Origin of the sequence: Yoonia maritima (assembly GCF_002933395.1) — a bacterium.
In the GTDB taxonomy this organism is placed as follows: Bacteria; Pseudomonadota; Alphaproteobacteria; order Rhodobacterales; family Rhodobacteraceae; genus Yoonia; species Yoonia maritima_A.
The window spans coordinates 71,910-89,121 of record NZ_PKFN01000014.1 but is presented as its reverse complement, the minus strand read 5'-3'; the positions used below and the strand labels follow the sequence as shown (position 1 = coordinate 89,121).

Annotated in this window: 17 protein-coding genes; 8 read left to right on the top strand and 9 right to left on the bottom strand. The window is 53.1% G+C overall.

Going from position 1 to position 17,212, the window contains the following annotated elements:
* Window positions 1-2 precede the first annotated feature (2 nt).
* On the top strand, window positions 3-890 hold the full coding sequence (locus tag CYQ09_RS17325; RefSeq protein ID WP_106746646.1) for a ParB/RepB/Spo0J family partition protein: 888 nt from the start codon (window positions 3-5) through the stop codon (window positions 888-890).
* On the opposite strand, the gene hemW is transcribed toward CYQ09_RS17325, so the two are convergent.
* The 3 genes from hemW to rph are packed head-to-tail and all read right to left on the bottom strand — an operon-like array spanning window position 887 to window position 3,352.
* On the bottom strand, window positions 887-2,074 hold the full coding sequence (gene hemW, locus CYQ09_RS17320) for a radical SAM family heme chaperone HemW (RefSeq protein WP_204353985.1): 1,188 nt from the start codon (window positions 2,072-2,074) through the stop codon (window positions 887-889). The two genes, CYQ09_RS17325 and hemW, sit on opposite strands and share 4 nt — an antisense overlap.
* Entirely contained in the window at window positions 2,037-2,645 is a 609-nt protein-coding gene (rdgB, locus tag CYQ09_RS17315; protein WP_106746645.1) for an RdgB/HAM1 family non-canonical purine NTP pyrophosphatase, read from the bottom strand. Before rdgB ends, hemW begins: the two co-directional genes overlap by 38 nt.
* Window positions 2,645-3,352 (bottom strand): ribonuclease PH, encoded by a 708-nt coding sequence (rph, locus tag CYQ09_RS17310; protein WP_106746644.1) that lies wholly within the window; start codon window positions 3,350-3,352, stop codon window positions 2,645-2,647. The genes rdgB and rph overlap by 1 nt, the downstream gene beginning before the upstream one ends.
* Window positions 3,353-3,467: 115 nt before the next feature.
* On the opposite strand from rph, the gene hrcA reads away from it, so the two are divergent.
* Together hrcA and CYQ09_RS17300 are read left to right on the top strand one after the other, a co-directional pair.
* The gene (hrcA, locus tag CYQ09_RS17305) at window positions 3,468-4,532 is read left to right on the top strand and encodes a heat-inducible transcriptional repressor HrcA (protein WP_106358706.1); all 1,065 of its coding nucleotides are present in this window, start codon (window positions 3,468-3,470) and stop codon (window positions 4,530-4,532) included.
* A 12-nt stretch (window positions 4,533-4,544) separates the two neighbouring features.
* Window positions 4,545-5,096: a nucleotide exchange factor GrpE gene (locus CYQ09_RS17300; RefSeq protein ID WP_106746643.1), complete on the top strand. Its 552-nt coding sequence runs from the start codon at window positions 4,545-4,547 to the stop codon at window positions 5,094-5,096.
* A 169-nt stretch (window positions 5,097-5,265) separates the two neighbouring features.
* On the opposite strand, the gene CYQ09_RS17295 is transcribed toward CYQ09_RS17300, so the two are convergent.
* Together CYQ09_RS17295 and mutS are read right to left on the bottom strand one after the other, a co-directional pair.
* Window positions 5,266-6,150: a DMT family transporter gene (locus CYQ09_RS17295; protein WP_106746642.1), complete on the bottom strand. Its 885-nt coding sequence runs from the start codon at window positions 6,148-6,150 to the stop codon at window positions 5,266-5,268.
* Complete coding sequence (gene mutS / locus CYQ09_RS17290; RefSeq protein ID WP_106746641.1) at window positions 6,147-8,777, bottom strand: DNA mismatch repair protein MutS; 2,631 nt, start codon at window positions 8,775-8,777, stop codon at window positions 6,147-6,149. Before mutS ends, CYQ09_RS17295 begins: the two co-directional genes overlap by 4 nt.
* Window positions 8,778-8,901: 124 nt before the next feature.
* Between mutS and CYQ09_RS17285 the strand changes: the two genes are divergently transcribed.
* Window positions 8,902-11,157, top strand: coding sequence for an NADP-dependent malic enzyme (locus tag CYQ09_RS17285; RefSeq protein ID WP_106746703.1), 2,256 nt, complete (start codon window positions 8,902-8,904; stop codon window positions 11,155-11,157).
* Window positions 11,157-12,023, top strand: coding sequence for a ribokinase (locus CYQ09_RS17280; protein WP_106746640.1), 867 nt, complete (start codon window positions 11,157-11,159; stop codon window positions 12,021-12,023). The genes CYQ09_RS17285 and CYQ09_RS17280 overlap by 1 nt, the downstream gene beginning before the upstream one ends.
* Here the strand turns inward: CYQ09_RS17280 and msrA are convergent.
* Window positions 12,020-12,646 carry a peptide-methionine (S)-S-oxide reductase MsrA gene (msrA, locus tag CYQ09_RS17275; protein ID WP_106746639.1) on the bottom strand — a complete coding sequence of 209 codons (627 nt, stop codon included), beginning with the start codon at window positions 12,644-12,646 and terminating at the stop codon, window positions 12,020-12,022. The two genes, CYQ09_RS17280 and msrA, sit on opposite strands and share 4 nt — an antisense overlap.
* Before the next feature lie 132 nt (window positions 12,647-12,778).
* Between msrA and CYQ09_RS17270 the strand changes: the two genes are divergently transcribed.
* Both CYQ09_RS17270 and CYQ09_RS17265 read left to right on the top strand, forming a co-directional pair.
* Entirely contained in the window at window positions 12,779-13,678 is a 900-nt protein-coding gene (locus CYQ09_RS17270; RefSeq protein ID WP_106746702.1) for a D-amino acid aminotransferase, read from the top strand.
* A gap of 8 nt (window positions 13,679-13,686) precedes the next feature.
* Complete coding sequence (locus CYQ09_RS17265) at window positions 13,687-14,373, top strand: HAD family hydrolase (RefSeq protein ID WP_430383361.1); 687 nt, start codon at window positions 13,687-13,689, stop codon at window positions 14,371-14,373.
* On the opposite strand, the gene CYQ09_RS17260 is transcribed toward CYQ09_RS17265, so the two are convergent.
* Complete coding sequence (locus CYQ09_RS17260) at window positions 14,368-14,655, bottom strand: SCP2 sterol-binding domain-containing protein (RefSeq protein ID WP_106746637.1); 288 nt, start codon at window positions 14,653-14,655, stop codon at window positions 14,368-14,370. The two genes, CYQ09_RS17265 and CYQ09_RS17260, sit on opposite strands and share 6 nt — an antisense overlap.
* Window positions 14,652-15,869, bottom strand: a complete 1,218-nt coding sequence (locus tag CYQ09_RS17255) for an argininosuccinate synthase (protein ID WP_106746636.1) — start codon at window positions 15,867-15,869, stop codon at window positions 14,652-14,654. Before CYQ09_RS17255 ends, CYQ09_RS17260 begins: the two co-directional genes overlap by 4 nt.
* A 136-nt stretch (window positions 15,870-16,005) precedes the next feature.
* On the opposite strand from CYQ09_RS17255, the gene CYQ09_RS17250 reads away from it, so the two are divergent.
* On the top strand, window positions 16,006-16,782 hold the full coding sequence (locus tag CYQ09_RS17250) for a hypothetical protein (RefSeq protein WP_162617711.1): 777 nt from the start codon (window positions 16,006-16,008) through the stop codon (window positions 16,780-16,782).
* Here the strand turns inward: CYQ09_RS17250 and CYQ09_RS17245 are convergent.
* A complete protein-coding gene (locus CYQ09_RS17245) occupies window positions 16,771-17,208 on the bottom strand; it encodes an NUDIX hydrolase (protein WP_106746634.1) in 438 nt (145 codons plus the stop codon). The two genes, CYQ09_RS17250 and CYQ09_RS17245, sit on opposite strands and share 12 nt — an antisense overlap.
* Between the last annotated feature and the right edge of the window lie 4 nt (window positions 17,209-17,212).

Genomic DNA, 17,212 nt, shown 5'->3' with positions numbered 1-17,212 from the left:
GCATGGCAAGTAACGCAAAGAAATCTCGTGGTTTGGGTCGTGGTTTGTCGGCTTTGATGTCGGACGTTGCGCCAGAAGATGCTGCAGTCGATACGCCCCGTCGTCCTGATTTACTGGTTCCAGTTGAGCATATCGTTCCTAACCCTGATCAACCGCGTCGTACTTTTGGTGAAGATGCGCTTAATGATTTGGCTTCTTCGATCGCTGAAAAGGGCATTATTCAGCCTTTGATCGTTCGTAAGTCTCCTAAAAATGCTGATACCTACGAAATCGTCGCTGGCGAGCGTCGCTGGCGAGCAGCCCAGATCGCCAAATTGCATGAAATTCCCGTTCTTCTGCGTGAATATACCGACACAGAAGTCCTCGAAGTTGCGATTATTGAGAATATTCAACGTGCGGACCTGAACGCAGTGGATGAAGCGGCAGGTTATCGTCAGCTGATGGACCGTTTTGGTCATACTCAGGAACAGCTTGCGACGGCGCTTGGCAAAAGCCGCAGCCATATCGCGAACTTTTTGCGTTTGCTTAACCTTCCTGACGAGGTTTTGGATTACCTTGTTCAAGGTCAAATTTCTGCTGGTCATGCGCGAGCATTAGTTGGTCATGAACGCGCGGTTGAAATTGCCCGCGAAGTTATTCACCGTAATCTTTCTGTTCGAGAAACTGAGAAGCTTGCCAAGCAGGGGCCGACATTAAAGACGAAGCCCAAGTCGTCAGGCAAGTCGCAGAAAGACGCTGATACAGTCCAAATTGAAAAAGAACTCACAGCGACCCTTCGGATGAAAGTCACGATTGATCATAAAGAAGGTGACGACGGTGGTAAGATGACGATTGGTTATAAATCTCTTGATGAGTTGGATGATCTTTTACGTGCATTATCGGGCGGTTAAGCGCCCAATAGCTCGCGTAATACAGCGTTAAGGACGGGGCGGCCTTCTGGAGTGAGCAGAAGTCTGCCCTCAGCCACATCGACCATTCCTAGTTCACGTAAATATTTTATTTTACGATGAAATATATCAGTACTTGCGGCAGAAATTCGTTTTAGATCAACGCCTTCGCGTAAGCGCATACCCATCAATAGCATTTCTGATTGCTGATCTTCAGCCGATAGGGCGGTACGTTCGGAATCCCCATTCCCCGTTCGATTGACCTGCGATAGCCAATTCATCGGTGCTGATGGTGCTTCGGTCGCAAAACGATTTCCGTTTAAGGTTAGTCGACCGTGCGCACCGGGACCAATTCCTGCGTAGTCGCCATAGCTCCAATAGATCTTATTGTGGATACTTTCGCAGCCGGGACGTGCGTGGTTGGAGACTTCGTAGCCCGCGAAATTTGCAGCACCGCAAACATCTTGGGTTAGGGCGTACATGTCGGCAGCGACATCATCGTCCGGCAATCCGCGAAGTTTTCCAGCGGCATAACGGTCGCCAAATGCAGTGCCGTCTTCAATTGTAAGTTGATATAGCGATAGGTGATCAATCGCTAAACCCAATGCCTGGTTCAATTCGTCACGCCAATCTGACAAAGTTTGCCCCTGACGAGCATAAATGAGGTCAAAACTGACCCGATCGAACGTCTCTCTGGCCGTGCTGAAGGCCGTCAGAGCCTCCTGAGCGGTGTGAAGGCGACCTAGGGCACGCAAATCTTTGTCATTTAGGGCCTGAATTCCCATCGAAACACGGTTAACGCCGGCCTGACGGTATCCGACAAAGCGTCCAGCCTCGACTGAAGTTGGGTTCGCCTCGAGCGTAATTTCAATATCGTTGGCCATTGACCAGGTCGCGCGGACCTTTGTCAGGATCGCGTCGACCAAATCAGGGTCCATCATGCTGGGCGTGCCGCCACCAAAAAACACGGAACGCAAGATGCGGCCTTGGGTTTCCGCACCGATGCGTTCGATTTCGCTTAGGTACGCCGATTGCCAAGATTTTTGATCAATCTTGGAAACGACGTGGCTGTTGAAATCGCAATAGGGGCATTTGGCTTGGCAGAACGGCCAGTGGATATATAGCCCAAAACCCCCGTGTTCCCAATCCTCAGGCAAAGCAACCTGCGACGAGTTTTTGGAAAGCATCAGCTCGGTGGCTGATCTTATTCTTTTCGCTGCTATCCATTTCGCCAAAGGTGATATCGTACCCGTCCGGTTGGAAAATTGGGTCGTACCCGTGGCCTTGTTCGCCGCGCATGGGCCAAACAACTTGGCCCGGCATTACACCGGGGAACACCTCATCGTGGCCGTCTGGCCACGCCAAAACAAGTGTACAACAGAACCGCGCAGTACGTGGATATGGGGCAGAAACAGACTCTAACTCGGCCCAACTGCGCTCCATTGCCATTTTAAAATCGCGGCCGTTGGGGGTTTCCGCCCAATCAGCGGTATATACACCAGGCGCGCCATTCAGCCCGTCAATTTCAATGCCGCTGTCATCGGCTAGCGCTGGAAGGCCTGTTGCCTTAGCCGCGGCATGCGCTTTGATCCGCGCGTTGCCAACAAAGGTAGTTTCTGTTTCTTCTGGCTCTGGCAGACCGTGGTCATCGTTTGACGTCAAAGTCACGCCAAACGGCGAGAGAAGCGCCATCATTTCAGCGAGCTTCCCTTTGTTGTGGGTCGCGATGACCAGTTCTTTGCCATCAAATTTGCGCATTAGTTTACCGCCGCCAATTGAATTGCTGTCAGCTCTGATACACCTTTTTCCGCAAGATCCAAAAGAGCGTTCATTTGCGCGCGCGAGTATGTCGATCCTTCGGCCGACATCTGTACTTCGACCAGTTTACCAGCAGTCATGACAAAGTTGCCATCGACGCCTGCTTCGCTATCTTCGGGGTAGTCCAGATCAAGAACCTCTTGGCCTGCGTAAATTCCGCAAGAAATCGCTGCGACCGGATCGACAAGCGGGTCAGAAATGACATCGCCAGCTTTCATTAGCTTTTGAACGGCCAATTTCAGCGCAACCCAACCACCGGTGATTGACGCACAACGTGTACCGCCGTCGGCTTGGATAACATCGCAGTCGATGACGATCTGACGTTCGCCCAATGCAACGCGATCGACACCCGCACGCAGGGACCTACCGATTAGACGCTGAATTTCCTGAGTACGACCAGATTGTCCGTTCTTTGCTTCGCGGCGCATGCGTGTGTTTGTTGCGCGCGGTAGCATGCCGTATTCAGCAGTGACCCAGCCAAGGCCAGAATTCTTTAAAAACGGCGGAACGCGTGCGTCAACGGTTGCTGTGCACAATACGTGGGTGTTCCCACACTTAATAAGGCAGGACCCTTCGGCATGCATGGTCACATTGGTTTCAATGGATACTTCACGCATTTCGTTTGTTTGACGTCCGGATGGGCGCATGGGGTCACTCCTTTTATTTGTACTGTTGGGATACGCTGCCAACATATGAAATCCAACCCCGATTGACGCCCGGGCATACTTCGTTTTAATTGCCCAGCCTTTATCCGAGAGTGAAATGACTGATCAGACGCCCAATATTTCAGATATGAATGATCGTTCGCGCGAAGTGTTCCGTCGTGTCGTCGAAGGATACCTAGAAAGTGGTTCGCCAGTTGGGTCCAGAACACTGACGCGCGACTTTTCGGAACAGGTGAGCGCCGCAACGATCCGCAACGTGATGCAGGATCTCGAATACCTTGGATTACTCGATAGCCCCCATGTCAGTGCAGGGCGCATTCCAACGCAACTGGGGCTGCGCATGTTTGTCGACGGTCTGCTAGAGGTCGGTGATCTAGATGGCAAAGATCGCCAAACCATTGATCGTACCCTTGGTGATAATGACAGGGATGTTGCGTCTGTGTTGGATCAGGTGGGGCAGGCTCTGTCCGGCGTGACCCAAGGCGCGAGCCTTGTTCTGACGCCAAAACATGAAGCACCGATTAAACACATTGATTTCGTTAGCCTTTCACGGGAACGGGCGCTTGTTGTTTTGGTGTTCGCTGATGGTCATGTCGAAAACCGTATCTTTACGCCGCCCGCCGGACAAACACCGTCTTCAATGCGCGAGGCTGCGAATTTCCTGAACGCAATTGCTGAAGGGCACACGCTGTCGGAGCTTGGAAAAGTCATATCGCGTGAAATTGCAGCCCGCCGGCAAGAAATCGACAGCCTTGCCGCTGATCTTGTCGAGAATGGCTATGCGCTCTGGGAAAACGAAGGTGAATCTACTGAACGGTTGATCGTACGTGGCCGCGGAAATTTGCTGACTGATGGCGAAAATGAAATTGATCTTGCGCGTATCCGCACGCTGTTTGATGACCTTGAACGCAAGCGTGATATCGCACAATTTCTTGATCTTGCCGAAGATGGCGATGGTGTACGCATTTTTATTGGGTCTGAGAACAAATTGTTCTCACTTTCGGGTTCCTCTCTGGTCGTTTCTCCTTATATGAACGCCGACCGTAAGATAATTGGCGCCGTGGGCGTCATCGGGCCGACACGTCTAAACTATGGGCGGATCGTTCCAATCGTGAACTACACTGCACAGCTGGTGGGCAAACTTATTGCCGACCGCTCCTAAAGGAAGAAACTGATGGCTGACAACGAAGAGCAACTGCAAAGCCTTGATGAACTCGCTGCTGAAGGCGATGAAATGGATTTCGCTGCAGAAGCTGGTTTTGAAGAAATAGAAGCATTGCGTGCAGAGCGGGATGAACTGAAAGACAAGTTCATGCGCGCCTTGGCTGATGCGGAGAATATGCGCAAACGGTCCGACCGTGACCGTCGCGAGGCCGAAAATTACGGTGGATCGAAACTCGCCCGCGATATGCTGCCAGTTTACGACAACATGCGCCGCGCACTTCAGTCAGTAGAGGAATCTGATAAAGAAACGAATGCTGCGTTGCTTGAAGGTGTTGAACTGACGATGCGCGAATTGATCAGCGTATTTAAGAAACACGGCATCGACCCGATCGTTCCCGAAGTTGGTGACAAGTTCGATCCGAAAGTTCACCAAGCGATGTTTGAAGCCCCAGTGCCCGGCACCAAAGCAGGCGAAATCATTCAAGTCGCTGCAGAGGGTTTCATGCTTCATGATCGTCTACTGCGCGCTGCCCAAGTCGGCGTTTCTTCTACGCCAGCATGATATAAATATGAAAAAGCAGGGCTGGTGGCCCTGCTTTTTTCTTCTGTGCAGGCATACCCGACTGATCTATATTTCAACGATTACGCCAACCCGCTTAGCCCAGAGAAGGATTATCTAGAACGCTAAGCGATCTGCAAGCTATTATGGGTATCGAGCAGTAGTTGGTGATCTATGTTTCACGTGAAGCAACGGGAATGCAGGTCACGATGATCAATCCCAAAAGCACTAAAACCGCGCCGATTACGCTTTGCATTGTTGCTGTTTCCCCAACGAAAAATGTTGCAAGCAGCCATGCTGTCACTGGCTCGGCCAGCGCGAGGGTAACAGCGGTAGATGCCGCGATATGCATTAAGCCCCAAGTGTAAAACGCATATGCTAGCCCGGTCGCGACAAATCCTAAAAATACCACGCCAACCCAGGCACTTGGATCAGCTAGCCAGCCCAAAGGGACGAACAATAGAGCGGGTAACGTAATAACAGCGGCGATGCTAAAGGTCGCAGCCGCAATAGTGGTTGTCGGTGCGCGTTGCGTCATGCGGCTCGTGGCGAGCGAATAGCAGGCATAGCAAGCGCCAGCACCCAGTGCGAGGATGATTCCAAAGACAGAACCTTCAGCAGTTGTGCCAACGAGGCCCAACATACCGACACCGATGATTGAAACGCATTGTCCTGCGGTGCGCATTTTTCCGGGTAGCTTTCGCCCGACAAAAATTTCCCAAAGGGTGGCCCACAGTGGCGCGCTGCCAATGGTAAGCGCTGTCCCAATTCCAACGCCGGACAGAGAAACCGCATAGAAAAATAAAAGATTGTAACCGCCAATCGCAATTCCGGCGATGACCACCTCTGCGGGAGGCAGTAAGTGGAACGCTTTGCGGCTTTCGCGATTTGCAACTGCCAAGCCCAACAGGAATAATGCACCAAAGGCCAATCGCAACGCACCCACTGCAACTGGTTCGCGGTCGCCCGGCAATAGGGTTTGAACTGTCCCGGTGGTTCCCCAAAGGCAGGCTGCAAGCAAAACTGCGCCCACGCTTACAAACCGGGTGCTGATCATTGGATCAGATCACGTAGTTCGTAAATCAGCGCAAGCGCCTCTTTCGGGGTAAGCTCATCCGGCAGGATGTCTTTTAACCGCGTCTCGACCTCGGAGCTTTTTGGTTTTTGCGGGCTAGGTGCAGGCGTCGCAGAAAATAGTGGTAAATCGTCGATAATGGCCTTTTGTGCGTTCCCGCCCTCGCGTTCGCCTTTTTCCAGCGCATCCAGTACGACTTTGGCACGTTCGACCACGACCGGCGGCAGGCCGGCAAGCCGTGCGACCTGCACCCCATAGCTGCGGTCGGCAGTTCCGCGTTTGACCTCATGAAGGAAAATCACGTCGCCTTCCCATTCTTTGACGGTCACCGTGGCGTTTTCCACACCATCAAGCTTGTTCGATAGCGCCGACATTTCATGGTAGTGCGTGGCGAATAGGGCACGACAACGGTTTACGTCGTGCAGGTGCTCTAGGGTTGCCCAAGCGATGGAAAGGCCATCGTAGGTCGCCGTTCCGCGTCCGATTTCATCTAAAATCACCAGCGCACGGTCATCTGCTTGGTTCAGGATCGCGGCGGTTTCAACCATTTCGACCATAAACGTCGATCGGCCACGGGCCAGATCGTCAGATGCACCGACACGGCTGAATATCTGGCTGACGATGCCGATATGCGCCTTTGCAGCCGGAACATAACCGCCCATCTGTGCTAAAATTGCCAGCAACGCGTTTTGGCGCAGGAAGGTCGATTTACCCGCCATGTTCGGACCCGTCAGCAGCCAAATCGGGGCTTTGGTCAGGCCACAGTCGTTCGCGATGAAAGGTTCACCAGATTTTTGCAGTGCGGCCTCGACCACCGGGTGACGGCCACCAGCTATTTCAAACGCGCGACTGTCGTCCACCAACGGGCGGGTCCAGTTTTCAGCCACAGATAAATGTGCAAGAGAAGCCGATAAATCGAATTCTGCAAGCGCTCGTGCCAATGCACCTAGTTGTCCAGAGAGCGCAACAATTGACTGAGTTAAGCTGGAATAGAGCCTCTTTTCGATCTCCAGCGCTCGACCGCCAGCGTTTAGAATACGTGTTTCGATTTCGGACAGTTCAACGGTCGTAAAGCGTACCTGATTTGCGGTCGTCTGGCGGTGAATGAAGGTTTCATTCAATGGTGCGGCCATCATCTTGTCTGCGTGGGTGGCCGTTGTTTCGATGAAATAGCCCAGTACGTTGTTGTGCTTAATCTTAAGCGAAGGAATACCTGACAGTTCGATGAACTCGGCTTGCATTGCTGCGATAACTGAACGGCCCTCGTCGCGCAGTTTGCGTACTTCATCCAGTTCTTCGTCATAGCCCGGTGCGATAAATCCGCCATCGCGGGATAACAGTGGGGGTTCCGCGACCAGCGCATCATCGAGAAGCGAAAGCAGTTCATCATGACCGGTTAGGTCTTGTGCTGCATTAGCCAAAAGGGATGGCAGATCACCAGTGACACATTCCGCAAGCGCTTGGGCTTGACCAAGAGTGTTTCGAATGGCCGCCATATCGCGTGGACCGCCGCGGTCCAGCGCCAGACGTGAAAGCGCGCGATCAAGGTCATGAACGCCACGCAGTTGATCACGGATATCTTCGGTCAGTCGGGTGTTGTTTACCAAGTGCTCAACGCAATCCTGACGCGCATGGATAACGGGCAGGGTGCATGATGGTGACGATAGCCGCCGTTCCAGCATGCGCGCACCACCAGCGGTGATAGTGCGGTCAATGCAATGCAGAAGTGATCCTTGCTTGCCGCCATTCATTGCGTGGGTCAGTTCAAGCGAACGGCGGGTCGCCGCGTCGATTTGCATCGCAGCTGACTGGCCTTCCTGAACGGGGGGGCGTAGCAGGGGCAAGTTACCTTTTTGCGTGATGTCGAGGTATTCGGCCACGGCAGACATTGCCGAAACCTCGACCCGTGAAAAGCCGCCAAAGGCATCGAGGGATCCGACTTTGTATAGTGCACACAGACGCTTTTCACCTGCAGTGCTGTCAAAGGCAGCAGCACCCAAAGTTGTCAATGTTGCGCCATTATCAGACACTATTCCAGCCCAATCTGCCTCTGATCCGTCTGCGACGATCACCTCGCGTGGGGTCAGGCGGGCAAGTTCGGGACCCAGATTTACACCACTGCATGGCATCACGTGAAACGCGCCAGTGGAAATATCGACCCAGGCAAGGGCGGCCTCATCACGGATCACGGCATATGCAGCAAGAAAGTTGTGGCGACGGGCGTCAAGCAGTGAATCTTCGGTCAGCGTACCGGGTGTCACAAGGCGCACGACCTCGCGTTTGACCACGGATTTGTATCCACGCTTTTTTGCCTCGGCAGGGCTTTCCATTTGTTCGCAAACTGCGACACGAAACCCTTTGCGAATGAGCGTCAGGAAATAGCCCTCGGCTGCGTGGTGGGGTACGCCGCACATGGGAATATCAACATCATCATGTTTACCACGCTTGGTCAGCGCGATGTCTAACGCTTCGGCGGCTGCGACCGCGTCATCAAAAAACATTTCATAGAAATCACCCATACGGTAAAACAGCAGGGCATCGGGATGCTCTGCTTTGATTTCTAGATATTGCGCCATCATAGGCGTGACAGTGGATTTCTTGGTGCTCATTTATGCCCCCGCATCATCTGGCAGACATTATCGGGGCAATGTTAGCGACGAAACCCCGAAATGAACCCGTTGCAGCTACAATCGGTAAACCGTTATGACTGTCGAACCAACGAAGGGGACGACAATGGCCAAAACGAAAATGACCCGCGAAGACGCGCTGCAATTCCACATGCAGCCAAACCCGGGCAAATGGGAAATTCAGGCGACTGTGCCGATGACGACGCAGCGCGATTTATCGCTGGCATATTCCCCCGGTGTCGCCATCCCATGCGAGGAAATCGCCGCTGACCCTTCGACTGCGTATGACTATACAAACAAGGGCAACTTGGTTGCCGTGATTTCAAACGGTACTGCTGTTTTGGGCCTTGGTAACCTTGGCGCACTGGGCAGTAAGCCAGTGATGGAAGGCAAATCTGTTCTGTTTAAACGGTTTGCAGATGTGAATTCGATCGACATTGAACTTGATACCGAAGATCCTGACGCATTTTGTGATGCGGTGCGCCTGATGGGGCCAACGTTTGGCGGCATTAACCTCGAAGATATCAAAGCACCCGAGTGCTTTATCATCGAACAGCGCCTCAAAGAGGAAATGGATATCCCCGTTTTCCATGACGATCAGCACGGGACTGCGGTTATTTGCGCGGCTGGCCTTTTGAACGCGCTGCATTTGTCGGGCAAGAAAATAGAAGATGTAAAAATCGTGCTGAACGGGGCTGGTGCTGCTGGGATCGCATGCCTTGAATTGCTAAAGGCGATGGGCGCGACCCACGATAACTGTATCATGTGCGATACCAAGGGAGTGATCTATCAGGGCCGGACTGAAGGGATGAACCAGTGGAAATCAGCCCATGCTGCGAATACTGATGCCCGCACGCTTGATGACGCCATGAAAGGCTGTGACGTTTTCCTTGGCGTGAGCGCTAAGGGCGCCGTTACCCAAGAAATGGTTGCCAGCATGGCACCAAACCCGGTCATCTTTGCGATGGCGAACCCTGATCCCGAAATCACACCAGAAGAAGCCCACGCCGTACGCGAAGACGCGATCGTTGCGACGGGTCGTTCGGATTACCCGAACCAGGTGAACAACGTCCTTGGATTTCCTTACCTATTCCGTGGTGCGCTGGATATTCATGCCCGCGCGATCAATGACGATATGAAAATCGCATGTGCCGAAGCGCTTGCCGCGCTTGCCCGGGAAGACGTTCCTGATGAAGTCGCCATGGCTTATGGCAAAAAGCTGACTTTTGGTCGGGATTATATCATTCCTACGCCTTTCGACCCACGTTTGATCCACCGTATTCCAACCGCCGTAGCGCGAGCAGGTATGCGCACGGGCGTCGCGCGTCGTCCGATCGTCGATATGGATGCTTACGAGGCCACGTTGATGGGGCGGATGGATCCGACAGCTTCGATCTTGCGCAGCCTGAACGCACGTGCGCGGTCAAACCAGTCAACTGTGGTATTCGCCGAAGGTGATGATCCACGCGTTTTGCGGGCCGCTGTGCTGTATCAGCGTTCCGGGCTTGGCAAAGCACTGGTTGTTGGACGTGCAAGCGACGTCGCAGAAAAGCTGACCGCCGAAGGGTTGGGCGACGCAGTGGCTGAACTGACCGTGGTGAACGCAGCGAACACCGAACATCTTGAAACTTACAAAGAATTCTTGAACCATCGCCTTCAGCGCAAAGGGTTTGATAGGCAAGATATCCACCGTTTGGCGGCGCGTGACCGTCATGTGTTCGCATCGTTGATGGTTGCCCATGGGCACGCCGACGGGATGATCACAGGTGCGACCCGGAAATCAGCCCATGTGCTAGAGCTGATCAACCACGTGTTTGATGCACAGCCGCATGATGGCGCGGTTGGTGTAACAGCAGTTCTGCATAAAGGACGGATCGTTCTGATCACCGATACGTTGGTGCACGAATGGCCAGACGAACAAGACTTGGGTGATATCGCAGAGCGCGGTGCATCCGTTGCCCGCGATCTTGGCCTTGATCCACGCGTGGCCTTTGTTTCGTTTTCGACCTTTGGCTATCCTGTGTCCGAACGGGCCGAAAAAATGCACGTTGCGGCAAGCGTTCTTGACGGTCGCAATGTTGACTTCGAATATGAAGGCGAAATGACGGTAGAGGTCGCGTTGAACGCGCAGGCGCAAGAGAATTATCCGTTCTCGCGTCTAACAGGCCCAGCAAATGTTTTGGTGGTCCCAGCACGGCACTCTGCGTCGATTTCGGTTAAACTTATGCAAGAAATGGCTGGCGCAACTGTTATTGGACCAATTCTGTCAGGGGTGGGAAAACCCGTTCAGATTTGTTCAACTGTTTCGACGGTAAACGACATCTTGAATATGGCAGTCATCGCGGCATGTAGGATCGATTAATGGCAATCTGGAATCTTGGCTCAATCAACGTAGATATCGTGTATTCGGTGCCTCATATCTTGGCACCGGGTGAAACACTGTCGTCGACGGGCCGGGAAACCTTTTTGGGTGGTAAGGGGGCGAATATGTCTGTCGCTGCCGCCCGCGCTGCCGCGCGTGTGAACCATATCGGCGCCGTCGGAAAAGACGGTGAATGGGCGGCAGATCGATTGCTTGAATATGGTGTGGATACGCGAAATATCGCTGTGTTAGACACTGATACCGCGCAAGCAATCATTATGGTTGATCCGCATGGCGAAAACGCGATCGTTCTTCATCCGGGCGCGAATGTAGAAATCCCGCAGACGGTTTTGCAGACCGCAATGGCCGAGGCACAAACCGGCGATTGGTTGGTTCTGCAGAACGAAACAAACCTACAACGCACGGCAGCAAGCATGGGTAAGCAGATGGGCCTGAACGTGGCCTATGCTGCTGCACCTTTCGATGCAGATCGCGTGATGGCGGTTTTGCCCTATCTGGATTTTCTGATCCTGAACGCTGTCGAGGCCGAGCAACTGCGCGAGGCAACCGGGCAGTCGCCCAACGATCTGCCAGTGCGTGATGCCATCGTGACATTGGGTGCAGATGGCGCAGATTGGTACGGAACAAGCGGCAAACAGCATTTTGACGCGATAAAGGTTGAACCCGTGGATACGACCGGGGCAGGCGACACGTTCACCGGTTATGTGCTTGCTGGGCTTGATCGTGGAATGACGATGGAACAATCAATTGAGCAGGCGACCAAAGCAAGCGCGCTCATGGTCACCCGTCACGGTACTGCTGACGTAATCCCCGATCTTTCCGAGGTTCTGGCGTTCCAGTCTTAGTGTACGAACGGCGCAGCATCGCCCCATAGTTCTGACACACGTTGATCACGCCCGCAGGCATCGCGGTAAAACGCATATGCTTCGCTTTGGCGTTTTGGGCCACGTCGCGTCAAAACAATTGAGCGACCTTTGTAATAATCTTGGTGGACGTCTTCGGCCTCGTAGAACCGGGCAGCTTGCAGAATTGGGGTAACAATTTGTTGTCCCAAATCGCGTTGGGCAGCAGCCTTGGCAGCCTCAGCTGATGTATTTTGAGCTGTGTTAGACACGAAAATTGCCGTGCGATAGCTTTCGCCCCGATCGCAGAATTGACCGCCCGCATCAGTTGGGTCGACTGATCGGAAAAACAAATGCAGCAATTGATCATAGCTGACAACGTCCGCGTCATACGTGATTTGGACCGCCTCGTAATGCCCTGATCCTTTGATGGTTTCATAGGTCGGGTTTGCGGTCGTCCCTCCGGTATAGCCGGACACCGCACCGATCACGCCGTTGACCTTTTCAAAGTCGCTTTCGACGCACCAGAAACAGCCCCCCGCTACAGTTGCGGTTTGAATATCTTCGGCGGCAACCACTTGCGCGGTTGGTGCAATTAAAACGGCGGCAATCATTGCTCTGAACATGGGCGTCTCCTCTTTGTTCTATCCTCTTTTGTTGGCGGTTTTGGCGCAATGCACGGCGACGTGATCTCACGCGGTGTTTATCGCTTGGAACATTTGGCCGCCTGTCCTAGCGTCCAAACAAAGGAGCCCGCTATGACCGAAGTGACCACCCACCAAGCCGAAGAAGATGCCCGGAACGAAGACATTCTAATCTATCTGAATGGGCAAATCGTGCCCAAGGCGCAAGCCACGGTTAGCGTATACGATAGTGGTTTCATGTTGGGTGACGGTGTGTGGGAAGGGCTACGTCTGTATGATGGAAAATGGGCGTTTTTAGACGAGCATATGGACCGCTTGTTTGAAGCCGCAAAAGCCGTTGATCTGGATATCGGTCTGGACAGAAAAGGCGTCATTTCTGCCTTGTTAGAGACACAAAATGCGAATGGTATGACCACCGACGCCCACGCACGTCTGATGGTCACACGCGGCACAAAGGTACGGCCATTTCAGCACCCAAGCCTGTCGCAAACGGGCCCTACGTTCGTGATAATCATGGAGCATTCAAAGCCAAAGATCCCGCGTCCGATCACGCTTTCTACTGTTCCACATTTGCGCGGTCTTCCGATGACGCAAGACCCCAAGCTGAACAGCCATTCGAAACTGAATTGCATCCTTGCTTGCATCGCAGCCCAAAAGGCCGGCGCGGATGAGGCGCTGATGCTCGACTTGCATGGTTTTGTGAATACGACGAACGCCTGTAACTTTTTCATTGTGAAAAAAGGCGCTGTTTGGACGAGTACGGGCGATTATTGCATGAACGGGATCACCCGGCAAAAGGTGATCGACCTATGTCGCGCGAACGATATCCCCGTATTTGAACGCAATTTTAGCCTGGTCGATACCTATTCCGCTGACGAGGCGTTTTTGACAGGGACGTTCGGTGCACAAACCCCAGTCAGCAGCATTGATGGCCGCACCATTGGTACGGGTGAGCTTGGCCCAATGACGATGCGCTTGCGCGAGCTTTACAAGGAATTGGTTGATCGATCATGAGAATAGCAATGTGGTCCGGCCCTCGAAATCTTTCGACGGCGATGATGTACAGCTTTGGAAACCGCGCGGACTTTGCCGTTTGGGATGAACCATTCTATGCGCCCTATCTGGCAGCGACAGGTTTGGATCATCCGATGCGCGACAAAATCTTGGCGGCGCATGAGGCTGATCCGGCAAAGATAGCGGCGCGTTGTTTAGACTCTATTACAGATCAAAAGGCACATTTTTATATGAAACACATGCCGCATCACATGATTGATGGCATGCCATTGGATTGGGCCAATGATTGCGTGAACGTACATCTGATCCGGGATCCCGCGCGGGTAATTGCGTCGTATGGCGTGAAGCGCAGTGAAATGACGTTCGATGATATTGGTTACGCGCAGCAGGCAGCCTTGTTCGACAAAATTGGCGGACATGTCATCGATAGCGCCGACATCCGTACCAACCCGGAAAAGATGTTGGGCAAGCTGTGCGAAGCAATTGACCTGCCATTTGATCCCGCAATGCTGAACTGGAAAGCGGGGCCGCGCGCCGAAGATGGCGTATGGGCGGCGCATTGGTACAACGCAGTGCATCAAAGTACGGGGTTTGCTGGGGCCGAAGGGCCGCTACCAGAACTAGAGGGTGAGGCGGCTGAATTATGCGCGCAAGCCTTGCCGTATTACGAAAGGCTTGCGGCGCGAAAGCTATGACTTCAGCAGCTCGCCTAGCTTCATTGCGATACGCGCATCGCCTGAGACCTTGAGCTTGCCGGTCATCACGCCAGTCATTGGGTTCAGCTTGCCTTTGACAAGTTTCGCCATGTTGGGCAGCGTGATTTTGATCGTGCAATCAGCCGCGCGATCAATGTTGTTAGCTGTCTTGTCTTCGAGAACAACAACACCGTCGTCCCCGCAGTCAAATTTTAGGCTGCCCTTCAAAGGCGCATGATCGACCCCGCGTTGCAGCAGGGCCGTTATTTCATCAAGCGTCATTTTGTGCGGCGATCCCGTGCTGCAAGCAGTTTTAAGCGCAACGCGTTCAGTTGGATAAAGCCTTGGGCGTCTGTTTGATCATATGCGCCTGCATCTTCTTCAAAGGTCACGTGGGCCTCTGAATACAGGGAATGATCGGACCAGCGCGCAACGGTAGTCGCAGAACCTTTGTACAGTTTCACGCGAACGGTACCGCTGACGTGTTCTTGGGATTTGTCGATCAGGGCTTGCAGCATTTCACGCTCTGGTGAGAACCAGAAGCCGTTGTAGATCAGTTCTGCATAACGCGGCATGATGCTGTCCTTGAGGTGACCAGCACCAGAATCCAATGTGATCTGTTCGATCCCACGGTGAGCTTCTAGCAGGACAGTGCCGCCTGGCGTTTCATAGATGCCGCGTGACTTCATACCGACGAAACGGTTTTCAACCAGATCAAGACGACCAACGCCGTGCTTGCCGCCAAGTTCGTTCAACTTGCACAGGACAGTTGCAGGCGACATCGCTTCGCCGTTGATCGCAACCGCGTCACCTTTTTCAAAAGTGATTTCGATCATTTCTGGTGTATCGGGCGCGTCTTCTGGGTTCACCGTGCGCTGGTAGACGTATTCTGGTGCTTCTTGCGCTGGATCTTCTAGCACTTTGCCTTCGGAAGACGTGTGCAGCAGGTTTGCGTCAACGCTGAACGGGGCTTCGCCGCGTTTGTCTTTGGCGACTGGGATTTGGTTCTTTTCAGCGAACTCTAGCAGTTTGGTCCGGCTGGATAGATCCCATTCGCGCCAAGGTGCGATCACTTGGATATCTGGGTTCAGCGCGTAAGCGGCCAGTTCGAAACGAACCTGATCGTTGCCCTTACCTGTCGCGCCGTGAGAAACCGCATCGGCACCTTCGGCAGCAGCGATTTCAACCAGACGCTTGGAAATCAGTGGGCGGGCAATGGACGTACCCAGCAGGTAAACGCCTTCGTAAACGGCGTTTGCGCGGAACATTGGGAACACAAAGTCACGGACGAATTCTTCGCGCAGATCTTCGATGTAGATGGCGCTTGCGCCCATCATTTCGGCCTTAGCGCGGGCTGGTTCCAGCTCTTCGCCTTGGCCAAGATCAGCAGTAAAGGTAACAACCTCGCATCCGTATTCGGTCTGAAGCCACTTCAGAATGATCGATGTATCGAGGCCACCGGAGTAGGCGAGAACAACTTTTTTCGGAGCGGTCATGCGGGGGGCCCTTGTGTCATATGGATTTAACTTTGGGCGATAAAGGTTTTCCGTCGGTAGAGCAAGGATAGCACCGTTGACGCATGCAATGTCGCGTGGCACGACAGGCCAATTCGCCAAAAAAGGAAAATTGGTCATGTCACTTCAGATTATACGGCACGCGTTTGCTATGATTTTTGGCAACTTGGGCCAGGCTTTGCGTGTGTCGGTTGGGCCTTATCTGCTGTTAATTGTCTTCTTTTATGGTGCGTTTAAAACGTTGGGAATTTCGGCGGGTCTTGATCTGCTTGCGTCAGGGGGACGAGTGCCAGCCGATCAGGTCGGATTTTCGGGAGGAGCAGTTATTTTTTCGGTTCTGGCGCTTTTGATTGCAACGCTTTTCGTCGCGTCCTGGGTTGCCGTTTCATGGCACAGGTTTATTTTACTTGAAGAATATAGCGGTTTGCTTCCGGCAACGGCGGGTCGCCCGATTTGGCCATATATCGGGCGCACGCTGTTATGCGCACTTATCATATTTATGGCCGCGATCGGCGGTTTACTGATTATATTAGGAGCGAGTGCCGTATCGCCGATCGTGGGCCTGATTGCAGAGTACGTCGTGACTGTTGTTCTGTCTGTGATTTGGTTCCGTATCGGTGTTTCGCTGCCATCTATTGCTGTTGGTCAGCCGGTAGCTGTTCGTGACGCGTGGAGCGCGACATCACCGTTTAGCGGAGTCATCGTTGGGATCGTGATGATCATTTTGGTTATCAGTTTTGTTGTAAATATAGCGACGCAAGGTTTGTATGATTTAAGTCCAATGCTGGGCTTGGTCGTCAATATTTTTATTCAATGGGTAACACTTATGGTCGGCGTTAGTGTTCTAACAACGCTATATGGTCACCTGATCGAAGGCCGTCCGCTAATTGATTAACCCAGCGATAAACGCGGCGTCGCCATCGTTCGCGATTTTTTGAACGGCGTCGCGTGGGTTCATCCAAACGGCTTCATGGCCTGCCTCTGATGGGGGGCCATGCGGCCGTACGGGGCGGGCCAGATAGATATGGCAGATCTTTTCGGCGTTGATCCCATATTCCGGCATATAAACGAACCGCCGGAAAACCCCTAACCGCATGGGTTTCGCAATGCGCCAGCCGGTTTCTTCGAATACTTCGCGATGTAGCGCTTGAATGGCGCTTTCTCCGGGGTCGATACCACCGCCGGGAAGCTGGAATTCATGGTGTGTGTCGCCTTGGTAAGTTAGCAACAATTGCCCTTCGCGGGGCAAAATTGCATAGGCTCCGGGGCGCAAAACATAGTTTTGACCCGGTTTTGGGCTATTTCCATAGCGTTTGATCATCACT